The following is a 14,241-nucleotide window of genomic DNA, read 5'->3' as shown; positions in this document are numbered from 1 at the left end:
GGCGGCGTGCGGAGGTGTGCCCGCCCCGCCCGGCGTGAGCGCCGGGCGGGGCGGGGTTTCCAGGCGGTGCGAGCGCTGCCACGACGTTCGCCGTCCGGCCTCAGCGCTTGGTGCCGTCCACGACGACCGGCGTGCCGTTGGCGCCACCGGGGCCGGCGTAGGCGGGTTCTTCTCGGCGGCGGCCTTGAGAAGGCGTCGATGCACCGGCTCAGCAGGATCTTGTCGGTGAGCGAGTTGGCGATCGAGGCGGCGGTGCCGTCGGCCTCGACCACGTGAGCGCGGGGCACCTCTCCAGGCAACACCGCTCAGTCGCGGGCCCGTCCGCGAAAGCGGGGCGGGCGGATCGTCAGTTGGGGCCGGAGTTGTCGACCCAGAAGAGGAGGATCCCCAGCAGCGCGCCCGGGGCGCCGGCGCCGAAGCCGACCACCATGGCCTGGCCGATCGCGACATCGGTGGGATCGACGCCCTGGGACCAGGTGACCCGGGCGTCCAGGCCGGGAATCGAACGGCCGGGGGAGTACGAGCGCAGGGTGCCGCGTGCGTGGGCGATGAGCACCCCGTTGCGCCGCAACTCGGCCCGGCGCAGTGCGGTCGGCCTCAACTCGTAGCTGCGGTCCCCCACCAGAGCGGTGCGGGTGCGTGACTTGCGCCGGGGATCCCAGCCACCGCCGCCGTTCCGGCTCGTCGGCACGTGGTGCCCGTTGACGTTCATGCTGCCGTGGTCGCGGTCGGGCACCACGGTGACGGCCGGAATCCCCGCCCCGTGCACGCGCGCGATGACGGACGGCCAGCGGTCGTAGTTGATCTGTATCGGCCCGAAGGGGCCGTCGGACACACGCTGTTGCGACAGTGAAACCTTGCGGGCCATGCCTGGGCTACTCCTGGACACCGGGGATCCGACAGCGGAGCTGCCGTGGGAGGACTCCTCCCACGGCAGCTCCGCTGCTCACTGAACGATGTTGCTCTAGAAGTCGTCGTCGAAGGCGACCGAGCCCTCGACGGCGACCTGGTACGCCGACACGCGGCGCTCGAAGAAGTTGGTCAGCTCCTGGACGTTCTGGAGCTCCATGAAACCGAACGGGTTCGTCGAGCCGTAGCGGATCGGCAGGCCGAGGCGGGCGAGGCGCTGGTCGGCCACGGCCTGGAGGTACTCGCGCATCGACTCGGTGTTCATCCCGGGCAGGCCCTCGCCGCAGAGGTCGCGGGCGAACTGGAGCTCGGCCTCGACGGCCTCCTCCAGCATCTCGGTGACCTGCTTGGCCATCTCGTCGTCGAAGAGGTCGGGCTCCTCCTCGCGGACGGTGTCCACCACCGAGAAGGCGAAGTCCATGTGCATGGACTCGTCACGGAACACCCAGTTGGTGCCGGTGGCCAGGCCGTGCAGCAGGCCGCGCGAGCGGAACCAGTACACGTACGCGAAGGCGCCGTAGAAGAACAGGCCCTCGACGCAGGCCGCGAAGCAGATCAGGTTCAGGAGGAACGCGCGGCGGTCCTCCTTGGTCTGCAGCGAGTCGATGTGGTCGACCGCGTTCATGTACTTGAAGCAGAACTGGGCCTTCTGGTGGATGGAGGGGATGTTCTCCACCGCGGCGAAGGCCGCGTTGCGGTCCTCGGGGTCGGGCAGGTAGGTGTCGAGCAGCGTCAGGTAGAACTGGACGTGCACGGCCTCCTCGAACAGCTGGCGCGACAGGTACAGCCGCGCCTCCGGGGAGTTGATGTGCTTGTAGAGGCTCAGCACCACGTTGTTCGCGACGATCGAGTCGCCGGTGGCGAAGAAGGCGACCAGCCGGCCGATCATGTGCCGCTCGCCCTCGCTCAGCTTGGCGAGGTCGGCGACGTCGGAGTGCAGGTCCACCTCCTCGACGGTCCAGGTGTTCTTGATCGCGTCGCGGTAGCGGTCGTAGAACGACGGGTAGCGCATCGGACGCAGGGTCAGCTCGAACCCGGGGTCGAGCAGCATCTTCTCGCGGTCGGTGGTGCTCACTGGCAGGCCTCGCAGGACTCGGGGTTCTCCAGGGAGCAGGCCAGCGCGGCCTCCTCCTCCGGGGTGAGGGTCGGGGACGCCGCCCCCGCGGCAGGGCCGCTGATCGGCGATGCGGGGGCCGCGGCGCGGGCGGCGCCGGAGGCGGCCTGGGCGATCCGGGTCGCCGGGCGCGAGCGCAGGTAGTAGGTGGTCTTCAGACCGACCTTCCACGCGTACGCGTACATCGAGCTGAGCTTGCCGATGGTGGGCGCGGCCATGAAGAGGTTCAGCGACTGGCTCTGGTCGAGGTACGGCATGCGGGCCGCGGCCAGGTCGATCAGCGCACGCTGGGGGAGCTCCCAGGCCGTGCGGTAGAGCGAACGGACCTCGGCGGGCAGCCAGTTGAGCTCCTGGACCGAGCCGTTGGCGTCGCGCAGCGCGTCCCGGGTCTGCTGGTCCCAGACGCCGAGCTCCTTGAGCTCGCGCACCAGGTACGGGTTGACCTGGAGGAACTCACCGGAGAGGGTCTCGCGCTTGAACAGGTTGGAGACCTGCGGCTCGATGCACTCGTAGACGCCGGCGATCGAGGCGATCGTGGCGGTCGGCGCGATGGCGAGCAGCAGGGAGTTGCGCAGGCCGGTGGTGGCGATGCGGGTGCGCAGCGCCTCCCAGCGGCCGGCCCACTGCGGCGCGGCCGACGGGAAGTGGTCGATGTGCAGCTCGCCGCGGGCGGCACGGGTCTCGCCGTACGCCTCGTGGCGGCCCAGCTGCTCGGCCAGGTCGGCGGAGCGCTCGTACGCGGTGAGCATGATGCGCTCGGCGATCAGCGTGGAGAGCTGCTTGGCCTCGGCCGAGTCGAAGTCCAGGCGGAGCTGGAAGAAGACGTCCTGCAGGCCCATCACGCCGAGGCCGACCGGGCGCCAGCGGGAGTTGGAGGCACCGGCCTCGGGGGTCGGGTAGAAGTTGATGTCCACCACGCGGTCGAGGAAGGTGACGGCGGTGCGGACGGTCGCGTCCAGCCGGTCCCAGTCCATCGCGTTCAGCAGGTCGGCGGCGGTGGCGCCGGGGGCGACGTGGGCGCCGAGGTTGACCGAGCCGAGGTTGCAGACGGCGGTCTCGGAGTCGTCCGTGACCTCCAGGATCTCGGTGCAGAGGTTGGAGGAGTGCACGGTGCGGCCGGGCAGCGCGGTCTGGTTGGCGGCGCGGTTGGAGGCGTCCTTGAAGGTCATCCAGCCGTTGCCGGTCTGCGCCAGGGTGCGCATCATCCGGGCGTAGAGGGTCTGCGCGGGGATGGTGCGGACGGCCTTGCCGGCCAGCTCGGCCTTGCGGTACGCCTCGTCGAAGTCGGCGCCCCAGAGGTCGACCAGCTCGGGCACGTCGGCCGGGGAGAACAGCGACCAGTCCTCGTTGGCGTTGACCCGGCGCATGAACTCGTCCGGGATCCAGTGCGCCAGGTTGAGGTTGTGGGTGCGCCGCGCCTCCTCGCCAGTGTTGTCGCGAAGCTCCAGGAACTCCTCGATGTCCGCGTGCCAGGTCTCCAGGTAGACGCAGGCCGCGCCCTTGCGGCGGCCGCCCTGGTTGACGGCGGCGACCGAGGAGTCGAGGGTGCGCAGGAACGGGACGATGCCGTTGGACTTGCCGTTGGTGCCCCGGATCAGGCTGCCGCGCGAACGGATCCGCGAGTAGGAGAGGCCGATGCCGCCGGCGTGCTTGGAGAGACGGGCGATCTGCGCGTACCGGGAGTAGATCGAGTCCAGGTTGTCCAGCGGCGAGTCGAGCAGGTAGCAGCTCGACATCTGCGGGTGCCGGGTGCCGGAGTTGAAGAGGGTCGGCGAGGAGGTCAGGTACTCCAGCCGGCTCATCAGGCCGTACAGCTCCGCGACCTCGCGCACCGACTGCTCGTTGTCGCCGACCGCCAGGCCGCAGGCGACGCGGAGCAGGAAGTGCTGCGGGGTCTCGACGACCTTGCGGGTGATCGGGTGGCGCAGCAGGTAGCGGGACTGCACGGTGCGCAGGCCGAAGTACTCGAAGCGGTCGTCGCCCCGGGCGTCGATCAGTGCGTCGAGGGCGCTGGCGTGCTTGGCGACGAAGCCGGCGGTGACGTCGCCGATCAGGCCCTCGGCGTGGCCGACGGCGATCGAGGCGGAGAAGGAGACCGAGCCCTGGGAGACCGCCTCGTCGACGATCTCCAGCGCGAGCAGGCGGGCCGCCAGCTTCGAGTACTGGGGGTCCTCGGCGATCATCGACGCTGCGGCGTCCACGGCCAGCCCGCGCAGCTCGGCGAAGTCCGAGCCGGCGTGGCGGCCGCGCAGCGCGGCGGCGGCGACATGGCCGGGGTCCACCTGGGGAAGGTCGACGCTGCGGTCGGTCAGCAGCCGGAGCAGCGCACCGCCGGGGTCGGAGACCGTCGGGTCGACGGGGGCTGAGCTGGACCCCTGGGCGGGCAGGGTGACTGAGGCAGCGGTGGTCAAGGCGCTCTCTCCTGGCGGCGATCGGCGGCTGTTGATCGGGGGCACCGGGCCGTTGGGGCAGGGGAGCACGGCGCGACGGCCGGACGGCGTCGCGCGACGGTGTCATCCCCGGCCCGCCCGCGAGGCCCGGAAGTACTTCGTGTGCTGGAGGCCTCTGCGGGGAGGCCGGGCGGCACGCCGTCGGCAGGTACTCGGACTCGCGGGCTCTGGTCGGAGCCGCCCGCACACCGCTGCGGGGCAGTCCCGGATTCGCACCGGGTTCCCCTGCGTCGACAGCAGGGATGAGCATACATCTAGTGGCGGTCGAGTATCGCGGCACCATATGTAGTAGCCGGTGTGTCGCGGGGCGTGGCCCGGCGCCCCGGGCTCTCAGTGCAGGAGGAACACTCTGTACGTGCCGGAATCACCGGTCGGGGAGCTGAACTGTGCGATCAGTCGGTAGCGTCCGGCGGCCCTGACGGCCTCGGTGATGGCCCGGTCCGTGGCGGTGGGCGCGGTGCTGTCGAGGACGACCACGGTGAACCAGCCGTTGCGGACGGCGGTGACCGTGCCGTCGTCCCCGTGGTGCACCACGCCGGCCGGGTCCCGGTAGTCCGTCCCCTTGCGGGCCGAGACCCACTGCTCGGGCTTGCTGACGCTGCCCAGGTAGTACTCCGGCAGCCCGTCGACCTCGGTGAGGTAGCGGCCCTGCGGGGTGGCGTGCAGGCGCAGCACGCCGAGCAGCCGGCCGGAGTCGGGCCCGTCCTGGTACCGCAGCGCCGACTGCTCCAGCCCGAGGGCGAGCAGCACCACCCAGACCAGGATGCCGAGCTGCGGGTTGCGGAAGTGCGCGCCGACCAGCCTGGTGATGCCCACGCCGGCCAGCGGCGCGGCGAACAGCATGCCGAAGCCGAGGTGGCGGAACATCACGCCGGAGGTGCCCAGGTACGCGTACCCGGCCGGGATCAGCAGCGCCGACGCGCACAGGGTCAGGCTCAGCGCCGTGCGGCGCAGCCGGGAGGCCGTGATGGCGCTGTCCTCGGGCGACTCGTTCAGCCGCTCGCGGAGCGAGTAGGCGATCCCGCCCGCGCAGGCGAGCAGGGTGAACAGGCCGCTCCACTGGAGCGCGGAGGAGAGGACCGAGCCGGCCCCGCGGGCCTGGTGGCCGTGCCCGGGCGACCAGGCCCAGACGTCGTCCAGCAGGCCGAAGGCCAGGAGCGCCCCGAGGGCGCCCGCCGCCAGGAGGAGCGCGCGCCCGGCGGCGGGGCCGCGGCCGCGGTAGGGCCAGGCGGTGATCAGTGCGAGGGCGGCCAGCACGGGCAGCGCGACCACCGCGGCGTACTCCACGGCGGCCGCCAGCGCCGCCACCGGTACGGCCAGCAGCACGGTGGCCACCGGGGCGCGGGCGGTCCGCACGACGATCCAGGTGGCGGCCGCCACCAGGGCCACCGCGAGGGCGTCCGGGGCGGCGTAGAAGCCGACGACCACGGTGGACTGCAGGACGGCGTACGCGGCGGCACTGCAGATGGCCACGCGCTCGTTGAAGAGCCGGCGGGTCAGCGAGTAGAGCAGCGCGGTGGTGGCCAGCGCGAGGACCAGGCTGACCACCCGGGCCCCGAACACCCCGCTCGCGTTGGCGGCGGCGCCGGCCAGCGGGGGGTAGAGCCAGGGGGAGCCGGGGATCTGGCCGATCAGGTCGGTCGTCACCGCCGTGCCGTGGAGCAGGTTGTCCAGCTGCTGGCGGCCGACGATCATGGCGACGGCCTCGTCGGGGTGGGCGGCGCCCAGCAGGCGCAGGGAGAGCGCCGCCTGGACGGCCAGCACGCCGAAGAGCAGGCCGCGGCCGATCCAGCGGCGCCGGGGGCTGGGTGCGGGGTCCCAGCCGGTCGCGGGGACGGCCGGGATCCGGTACGGCGCGAGCTGGACGGCCTGGCTGTCCTCCTCCTTGTCGTCGGAGGGGCGGGCGCGGTCGCGAGCGTCGGCCTCGGGGGCGTCGGAGCCGTCGTCCGGGTCGTGCACGTCGTCGGGGGCGTACTCGTCGTCCGGCGCGTACGCCTCGTCGGGGGCGTACTCGTCGTTCGGGGGAAGGACGCCGTCCGGGCCGTACCCGCCGTGCCGCGGGGCCTCGCCGTCGCCGTCGGTGCCCCGGGGGTGTCCGGTCCGCTCGGGCCCGTCGGCCTTCCCGGTCTCCCCGGCCCGGGCGTTCCCGCCGTGCCCGGTCCAGCCGTGCCCGTCCTCCCGGGGGTGGGGGAGGCGGGCCCGGGACCCTTCGCCGTCCGGGGTCCGGGCCGGGGTCTGAGGGGTGAACCAGGAGTCGGTCTCTGAAGGCATCATGGGTTCCGGATGTCGAAGCCGTAGCGAGGGTCGGACGCGCGCTGCTTGTAGTCCGCGAGCGACGGCGGGCTGGCCTCGATGCGCCAGTCCGCCCGCTTGACGATGTTGAACCAGACGAAGCCGACGACGTCGTCGTGCGTCTCGAGCCCGGTGAAGAGCTGGTCGATGTCCGCGCGCTGGCGCTTGCCCTGCTGGGAGGCCGTCTCGCTGATGAAGAACGGCTTCTGGCTGAAGGTGCGGATCTCGGCCATCGTCGGCCCGTAGAGCGAGTCGAAGGTCTTCGGGCCGGTGAGGGTGAAGTAGCCGGTCATGCCGGCCCAGTCCACGTAGGTGTCGCCGGGGTAGTACGGCGCGAGCCGGGTGTTGGGCGCGGGGTCGGTGATGTTGGGGCTCCAGACCCAGATCACGTTGGTCGCGCCGGCCCGGTCGAAGATGTCGTGGACGCGGCGCCAGGCCGCGACGAAGTCGGCGGGGCTGCTGGCCTGCCGGCCCCACGGGTACCAGTCGCCGTTCATCTCGTGCGCGATGCTGATGGCGATGGGCAGGTTGAGCTTGGCGGCGGCCTTGGCCACGCCCTTCACGTAGTCGTCGGTCTCGCCGGCCGCGATCGCCGCCATCGAGGGGGAGTGCGGCTCCCACGCCATGTAGGGCAGCGCCCCGGCGTCGTAGATCCGGCGGACCCCGGCGGTGTCGAAGCCGTCGCCCCAGCCGGCGTAGTACTCCAGGACGTTCGGCTGCTTGCCGATCGCGGTGGTGTAGCCGCTCAGCGCGTCCATCTTCGTGGGGACGTCGGGCAGTGCCGCCCCCAGGTACTTGTGCCCCGGCTTGAGCAGCGGCGTGACGTCGTAGGGGAGGTCGGCGGCCGGGGCCGCGGGCTTGCGGGCCGGGGCCGCGGTGCCGGCGGCGGCGGCCCCGGTGGCGGTGCCGGCCGGCTGCGCGACGGCGGCCTCGGGCACCGCGAAGCCCGGGTCCGCCGGGCCGCAGGCACTGGCGAGCAGCAGACCGGTGGTCACGAGCGCGAGCACGGCGAGCGGACGGCGCAGACCTGCCCGGCGGCGGTGGGCGGGCACGGCGGACACGGCGGGCACGGGGATCACACAGCTTCCGTGGGACGCGGCTGGACGAGGACTCGGCCCACGATCACGGCGTAGAAGAGGCCGGACGCGAGGACCAGCGCGAAGTTCAGCGGGCCCATCGTGAGCATGCGCCAGATGCCGGCGCCCACCCAGAGGGCGGCGGTCCCGCCACCCCAGAGGATCATGCCCGTCCAGAACCGGCGGGTCTTGTTCTTCTTGGCGCCGCTGGATCCGGTCGGCTGCCAGGCCATCCGGTTCTTCCGCAGGATGTCCCAGATGGCGAAGACGTGGGCCCAGCCGTACATCATGCGGGCGGCCCAGGCCTCCAGCCGGTACGGGTTGCGGTGCCACAGCGGGAAGATGAGGGTGGCGTACACCAGGCCCGGTATCACCAGCATCGTGTTCTCCCACCGGATGAGGTCCGGCCGCACGAGCAGCAGCACGATGGGCACGAGCGGGGAGACGATGGTGAACAGCGCGGTGTGGATGTAGTAGAAGAAGCCGGACATGTAGCACATCCGGGTTATCAGACGGAGCTTGGTGCCCCAGAACTTCCGGCTGCCCAGCAGGCTCATCGAGCCGGTGCACCACCGGTACTGCTGGTTGAAGAACCCGCCCACGTTGTCGGGGCAGACCCCGGCCGCCAGGGCTATCGGCACGTAGTGGAGGTCCCAGCCCAGCCTGCGCAGGTCGAAGCCGGTGTGCACGTCCTCGGAGTGCTCGATCAGCGTGGTGCCGCCGTTCTGCTCCAGCGCGGCCCGCCGGTAGACGGCGCAGCTGCCGACGCAGATCGCGCCGTCGTTGCGCTGCCGGGAGACCTGGACCGTCCGGTAGAAGAGCTCCTGGACGGCGCCGGCGCCGCGCTCGATCCAGTTCTGGGAGTCGAGGATGCGGAAGAACTGCGGGGATTGAACGATCCCGAGCTTCGGGTCGTTCTCCATGTAGGGAAGGAGCTCGTCGAGCAGATCGGAACGCGGGGCGAAGTCGGCGTCGAGGATGAGGATGTAGTCGCTGTCGGAGTTGCGGAACCCGAACTGGAGGTTGCCGGCCTTCTTGAACCAGCCGCGGTTGTTGCGGGTGCCGTAGACGAACTCGAAGTCCACGGCCATCTGCGCGAGTTCGGGGCTGTCGCTGTCGTCCAGCACGTAGGGGGTCACTTCACCCGGGTACTGGTCGCGCAGCCTGGCGACGTGCGTCCAGGTGTTGTGCAGCACCTCGATCGGCTCGCCCGCGACGGGCAGGAAGACGTCGACGGTCGGGTACCGCTCGGGGCGCCAGGCGCGCACCAGCGCGCGGTGCCCCTTGAGGTCGAAGGTCTCGTTGAACCCGTGCACCCAACGCGAGATCAGGTAGTAGACCACGGTGAACGCCAGGAACGGGACGAAGAGCCAGAACCACGGCGTCGCGCTGAGCAGGCCCACCTCGCTGGCCACCATGCAGCCGAAGCTGGCGAGCGAGAAGCAGGTCAGCACCCAGAGGTGACTGCGCGTGTAGGAGTACTTCTCGACGTTGTCGGGCGGCTGCGGGAGAAGGCCGCGCTGTACGCGGGAGCTGGCGTCCTGTCGGGTTTTCCGGCGTGAGGTGGCTGCTCTCCTGCCGCCCGTGAGCTGCGTACTCTCGGTGACAGTCACGTGGCTCTCTCCCCCAGAAACCGTATCGAAGTGGACCAAAGACGACTGCGGCCGCGCTGAGCCCGGCCGCAGGGACGTCAGGATCGTACGGGAAGGGCTCCGGGGAAATCCTGCCCCCCCGTCTGCCGGGCTGCCCGGAACCGGGATTGAGTTCCGATCGTGATGTGGAGGCAGGCGTATACGGTGGGCGCTCGCCGCATCCGCAGGCCGGGCCGGCAGGGCTGCCGGCGGCCGTCGGGCCGGTTCATGGGAGAGGGAGGGTCGTCGTGAAGGGCACTGCCGCACGGTTGGCGCGGGGGGTGCGGGCGCTGGTCGCCCACGGCACCGTGGCCGTGCTGCTCATCGGCTGCACGAGCGAGCCCGGCGCGGCCCCCGCGCGGCCGGACGGGACGTCGTCCGCCGGTCCGGCGGCCGGCGCCTCCGGCGGGCTCTGCTCGACGGCGGAGGTCCCCTTCCCCAAGAAGCCGGTCGACGGCGGAACCAAGATCATCGAGCCGAACCCGTGGAACACCGCCGGCACGGTCTGCCTGGACGCCCCGGGGGACACCGGCTTCACGGTGACGGAGCTGCGCGACTTCGTCGCCAAGACCCCGCTCGCCCCGGGCGCCTACCCCAACATCTCCACGGCCCCCGGTGCGAGCGGACTGCCCGTCCCGGTCAGCGCCCTGGGCGACGCGACCAGCGACTGGGACGCCTCGGCCCGGGCGACCGGCTCCTACAACCTCTCCTACGACCTCTGGTACGGGCCCAGCCCCGACAACTGCGCCCCGGGGGAGAGCGCGGAGGTGATGATCTGGCTGGACGCCACCGACAGCGTCCGGCCGGCCGGGAAGAAGGTGACGGACGCCCAGACCATGGGCGACACCACGTACGACGTCTTCCAGGCGCCCATCACCGGCCCGCACAGCGTGATCAGCTACGTGCGGAAGGCGTCGACCCACAGCGCCCACGGCCTGAACCTGCGGCTGTTCACCGCCGACGCCCTGATGCGCGGTTACGTCCCGCCGGGGTCGTACCTGTGCCGGGTGCAGGCGGGCTTCGAGATCTGGAGCGGCGGGACGGGCCTGCAGAGCTGGTCGTTCGCCTTCCACAACCGGGTCGGCCTGCCGGCCGGCGAGGTGCCGGCCGGCGCCCCCGGGATCTGCCTGCGGCACGGCGGCGGAGGCCTCGCCGGCACGCCGGTGACGGTCGGCTCCTGCGGCGACCAGGCCGTGTCGACGAGCTGGACGGTGGGCAACGACGGCTCGCTGCGGGGCGGCGCCGCGTGCCTGGCGCTCTCCGGGGACGGCACCACCGTGGCGCTGGCCCGCTGTACCGGAGGGGCTCCGCAGCGCTGGGCCGCCGGAGCCGGCCAGAGCCTGGTGCACCTGGAGTCCGGCCTCTGCCTGAGCACCGCCGGGGGCTCCCTCGCGGACGGGACGGCGGTGAACCTGAAGCCCTGCTCGGGCGGGGTCTCACAGCGGTGGAAGCTCCCGTACAACGGACTGCCGTAGGAGCGGGCCCGGGGGTGGATCCGTCAGCCGAAGCACCCTCCATGGGCGTTGGGCGGACCATGCCTTACCATTCCGACACATGAGCGATCGACCGGTACCGACTGGCGAGCCGGACCAGAACCCGGGGTGGTCCCCGCAGCAGCCGCCGATCGGCGCGTTCGGCCCGCCGCCCGCGGCCCCGGGCCCCGCGCAGCCGCCGGTCTCCGCGCAGCCCCCCGCCGGCCCCATACCTCCGGGGCAGGTGCCTCCGCCCGGCCCGGTGCCTCCGGGGCAGGTGCCCCCGCCCGGCCCGGTGCCTCCGGTGGCCGGTGTGCCGCCACAGCAGCAGCAGCCGCCGGTCGGCGCGTTCGGCCCGCCGCCCGCCGCACCGGTTCCACCCACCGTGCCCGCCATGCCGACTGCGCCAACCTCGTCCACCGCGACCACCGTCCCCATGGCACCCGCCGCGCCCCTGGCGTCCACCGTCCCCATGACGCCCGCCCAGCAGTGGCAGCAGGGCGGCGGCTTCCCGGCGCAGGGCTCCGGCACGCCCGACTGGGAGGCGCTGGCGGCCAGGAACGAGGAGCAGGCCAAGAAGAAGCGCCGTCTGCGGCTGATCGGTGCCGCCGTGGCCGTCGTGGTCGTCGGCGCCGCCGCCGCGGGCGTCGTGGTGATGCGTCAGTCCGACAAGACGCCGGTCGCCGACGGCAGCCCGACGGCCGAGGCGCCCAAGACCCCGGGCGCGTCGTCGAGCGGGTCGCCGGCCGGGACGGCCAGTGGGACGCCGAGCGGTCCGCCGAAGGCCATCGCGGGCCCGCCGACCGTCGGCTCGCTGCCGGCGAGCAAGGGAACGGCCGCGCTGGGCCTGGGCTCCGACGCGAAGACGGGCTCGGTGGCCGGCTTCGCCGGACAGGTCCTCAAGCTGCCCAGCGGGCAGAACTCCTTCGCCCAGAGCGCCGAGCCGATCGTCGACACGAACAAGAGCTTCACCGTGTCCGTCCGGGTGTTCGTCGACGCGCCGGCGGGTGTCCGGGCCGCGGTCAGCCAGGGTGACGGCGCCTACTACTCCTACGCGCTCGGACGGGCGACCAACAACGGCCACAACCTCTGGTACTTCAAGGTGCAGCTCCCCGGCGGTGGTTCCGTGGTGGTCTACTCCAAGGGCGACGCGACGGTCAACCAGTGGGCCCTGCTGACCGGTGTCTACGACGCGGCGAGCAAGCAGATCACGCTCTACGTCAACGGCGCGGCGCAGGCGTCGGCCCAGGCGGCCGGCGTGCAGAGCAGCGGCACCAACGCGTTCCAGCTGGGCCGGCTGAGCTCGAACTCGCAGTGGAGCGACCCCTGGCACGGGGCCGTCGCCGACATCCAGGCCTGGGACCAGGTGCTGCCGGAGGCCGACATCGTGAAGATCGTCGCCGGCCCCAGCTCGCCGCCGGCGATCCCGCCCACGGCCGCCTGGCTCACCGGCTGAGCCGGTCCGTACGGGCAGGCCGCCCGTCGTAAGACACCCACGGCGCCGGGGCGCAGCACCGCCCCGGCGCCCTCTGGCGCACCGAGCCCCGGTACCTGCCGTACCGGGCGCGATGTCCCGAAGCTGAGGAGCAGTACCTGATGAGCGCGGACGGCCGTTGGATCCGGCCCGAATCCACCCGGCGGCCCGTACTCAAGCCCGCCGGTGCCGTCCCGCCCGGTGGCGTCGGCACGGCCGGTCCCGGTGAACCCCCGGCGGGCTCCCAGGACGGGCCGTCGTCGCGCGGGCGCCGGAGACGGACGGCGGAGCCGGTGGCCCGGATGCCCCGGCCCGGGCTCCGGACGGACCTGCTGCCGCTGTTCGCCGTCCTGCTGGTCCAGGGCGCGCTCTCGTTCCACCTCCTCCTGAGCAACACGGCCTTCGTGGACGAGGGCACCTACATCTACGCGGGCTACCAGGAGATCGCCAACCTGGCGCACGGCACCCCGGTCGCGACGTACGAGACCTTCTTCTCCGGCTCCCCGCTGATCTACCCGGTGGTCGTGGCGGTGGCCGACATGCTCGGCGGCCTGACCACCGCGCGGCTGCTGAGCATGGTCTTCATGCTCTCCGCCACCGTGGCCGTCCACCTGGCCACCCGGCGGCTGCACGGCTCGCTCGCGGCGTTCTGTGCGGCTGCGGCCTTCGCCGCGCTCGGGCCGACCCAGTTCCTGGGCGGGCTGGCCACCTACGACTCGATGGCGTTGGCGTTGCTCGCCTGGGCCGGCTACCTCGCGGTGCGGCTGACCACCGGCGGCGGCTACCCGAGCATGCTCCTGGCCGCCCTGCTGCTGGCGCTGGCCGGCTGCACCAAGTACGCCGCGCTGCTCTGGGTCCCGGTCGTCTGCGGCGTCGCGGTCTTCGCCGGCTCCGGCGGCGCCCCCGGCGCGTGGGTGCGGTGGAAGCGCGGGCTGCAGCTCCTCCTCGCCTTCGTGGCGGCGGTGGCCGTGGCGGCCCTGGTGGCGGGGAAGCGCTACATCGACGGCTTCAACCACACCACCCTCAAGCGCGCCCCCGGGCACGACGCCTACTCCTACGTGGCCGAGGAGGCCGCCAAGTGGGTGGGCGCCCTGCTGCTGCTGGCCCTGGTGGGCGTGGTGGTGCAGCTGGTGGCGGCGCGCAGGCGCGGCGGGAGCGCGTGGTCCGAGGCCTGCCTCGCCGCCGTGCTGCTGGTCGCCGGGATGCTCGCGCCGGCGAACCAGATCCGCATCCACACCTGGCTCTCCCTGCAGAAGCACGTCGACTTCGGTGCCTGGTTCGCCTGCATCGTGGTGGGCGCCCTGCTGGCCCGGGTCGTCGTCGCGCTGAAGGACCGGGTGCACGTCACGGCCGGGGTGGTGGTCGCCGCCCTGGTGGTCGGCCCGCTCGGCTGGGTGGGGGCGGCCCAGGGCCGGGAGATGTTCGGCGAGTGGTCCGATACCGAGGACTTCGTGGCCGCGCTGAGGCCGTACGTCGTCAAGGGCGACGACCGGTACCTGGTCGAGAACTACAACGTGCCCGCGTACTACCTGCGCGAGTCGAGCAACTGGCAGCAGTGGCACGACCTGGTGGCGGTCTACCGCCGGGACCCGGACACCGGCAAGCAGCAGGTCGGGGTGCCCGCCATCCAGGCCGGCATCGAGGCGCACGAGTGGAAGGTGGTGGTGCTGGACTTCACCCAGACCGGTGCCACCGACAAGGCGATCCAGCCGACGCTGAAGAGCGCCGGGTACCGCGTGGCCACCGTGGTCAAGAGCGGCGAGCACGGCCGGTACACCATCTACGTGGCGCCGGGCTACGACAAGAAGTGACCGGCCCCGGCG

9 protein-coding genes and 1 riboswitch are annotated in these 14,241 nt (G+C 72.3%); of the genes, 3 read left to right on the top strand and 6 right to left on the bottom strand.

The genetic code is table 11. The annotated features are described in order from the left end of the window. Window positions 1-346 precede the first annotated feature (346 nt). The 6 genes from ACZ3YO_RS08945 to ACZ3YO_RS08920 all read right to left on the bottom strand — a co-directional run bounded on the left by ACZ3YO_RS08945 (window position 347) and on the right by ACZ3YO_RS08920 (window position 9,259). The gene (locus ACZ3YO_RS08945) at window positions 347-868 is read right to left on the bottom strand and encodes a hypothetical protein (protein ID WP_465566745.1); all 522 of its coding nucleotides are present in this window, start codon (window positions 866-868) and stop codon (window positions 347-349) included. Window positions 869-964: 96 nt separating this feature from the next. Continuing rightward, complete coding sequence (locus ACZ3YO_RS08940; RefSeq protein WP_465567212.1) at window positions 965-1,960, bottom strand: ribonucleotide-diphosphate reductase subunit beta; 996 nt, start codon at window positions 1,958-1,960, stop codon at window positions 965-967. A 20-nt stretch (window positions 1,961-1,980) separates the two neighbouring features. Beyond that, window positions 1,981-4,410 (bottom strand): ribonucleoside-diphosphate reductase subunit alpha, encoded by a 2,430-nt coding sequence (locus ACZ3YO_RS08935; protein ID WP_465567209.1) that lies wholly within the window; start codon window positions 4,408-4,410, stop codon window positions 1,981-1,983. Window positions 4,411-4,599: 189 nt separating this feature from the next. Beyond that, a riboswitch (cobalamin riboswitch) is annotated at window positions 4,600-4,727 on the bottom strand. A 76-nt stretch (window positions 4,728-4,803) separates the two neighbouring features. After that, a complete protein-coding gene (locus tag ACZ3YO_RS08930) occupies window positions 4,804-6,747 on the bottom strand; it encodes an ArnT family glycosyltransferase (protein ID WP_465566742.1) in 1,944 nt (647 codons plus the stop codon). Continuing rightward, entirely contained in the window at window positions 6,744-7,844 is a 1,101-nt protein-coding gene (locus ACZ3YO_RS08925; RefSeq protein WP_465566739.1) for a glycoside hydrolase family 26 protein, read from the bottom strand. The genes ACZ3YO_RS08930 and ACZ3YO_RS08925 overlap by 4 nt, the downstream gene beginning before the upstream one ends. Further along, window positions 7,841-9,259, bottom strand: coding sequence for a glycosyltransferase family 2 protein (locus ACZ3YO_RS08920; protein WP_465567207.1), 1,419 nt, complete (start codon window positions 9,257-9,259; stop codon window positions 7,841-7,843). The genes ACZ3YO_RS08925 and ACZ3YO_RS08920 overlap by 4 nt, the downstream gene beginning before the upstream one ends. A 461-nt stretch (window positions 9,260-9,720) precedes the next feature. Between ACZ3YO_RS08920 and ACZ3YO_RS08915 the strand changes: the two genes are divergently transcribed. From ACZ3YO_RS08915 to ACZ3YO_RS08905, 3 genes are all read left to right on the top strand, one after another. Beyond that, the gene (locus ACZ3YO_RS08915) at window positions 9,721-10,947 is read left to right on the top strand and encodes a ricin-type beta-trefoil lectin domain protein (RefSeq protein ID WP_465566736.1); all 1,227 of its coding nucleotides are present in this window, start codon (window positions 9,721-9,723) and stop codon (window positions 10,945-10,947) included. Window positions 10,948-11,338: 391 nt separating this feature from the next. After that, the gene (locus tag ACZ3YO_RS08910; RefSeq protein WP_465566734.1) at window positions 11,339-12,400 is read left to right on the top strand and encodes a LamG domain-containing protein; all 1,062 of its coding nucleotides are present in this window, start codon (window positions 11,339-11,341) and stop codon (window positions 12,398-12,400) included. Window positions 12,401-12,540: 140 nt separating this feature from the next. After that, window positions 12,541-14,229, top strand: a complete 1,689-nt coding sequence (locus ACZ3YO_RS08905; protein WP_465566731.1) for a hypothetical protein — start codon at window positions 12,541-12,543, stop codon at window positions 14,227-14,229. Window positions 14,230-14,241 lie beyond the last annotated feature (12 nt).

This window comes from Kitasatospora sp. NPDC022785, from assembly GCF_055561295.1.
This window is presented reverse-complemented; position numbering and strand designations above follow the sequence as displayed.

Excerpts from the sequence above, each read along its gene's own strand:
- ACZ3YO_RS08920 (WP_465567207.1), bottom strand. The coding sequence starts at position 9,259 with ATGGTGGCCAGCGAGGTGGGCCTGCTCAGCGCGACGCCGTGGTTCTGG.
- ACZ3YO_RS08910 (WP_465566734.1), top strand. The coding sequence starts at position 11,339 with ATGCCGACTGCGCCAACCTCGTCCACCGCGACCACCGTCCCCATGGCA.
- ACZ3YO_RS08930 (WP_465566742.1), bottom strand. The coding sequence starts at position 6,747 with ATGATGCCTTCAGAGACCGACTCCTGGTTCACCCCTCAGACCCCGGCC.
- ACZ3YO_RS08940 (WP_465567212.1), bottom strand. The coding sequence starts at position 1,960 with ATGCTGCTCGACCCCGGGTTCGAGCTGACCCTGCGTCCGATGCGCTAC.
- ACZ3YO_RS08905 (WP_465566731.1), top strand. The coding sequence starts at position 12,541 with ATGAGCGCGGACGGCCGTTGGATCCGGCCCGAATCCACCCGGCGGCCC.
- ACZ3YO_RS08945 (WP_465566745.1), bottom strand. The coding sequence starts at position 868 with ATGGCCCGCAAGGTTTCACTGTCGCAACAGCGTGTGTCCGACGGCCCC.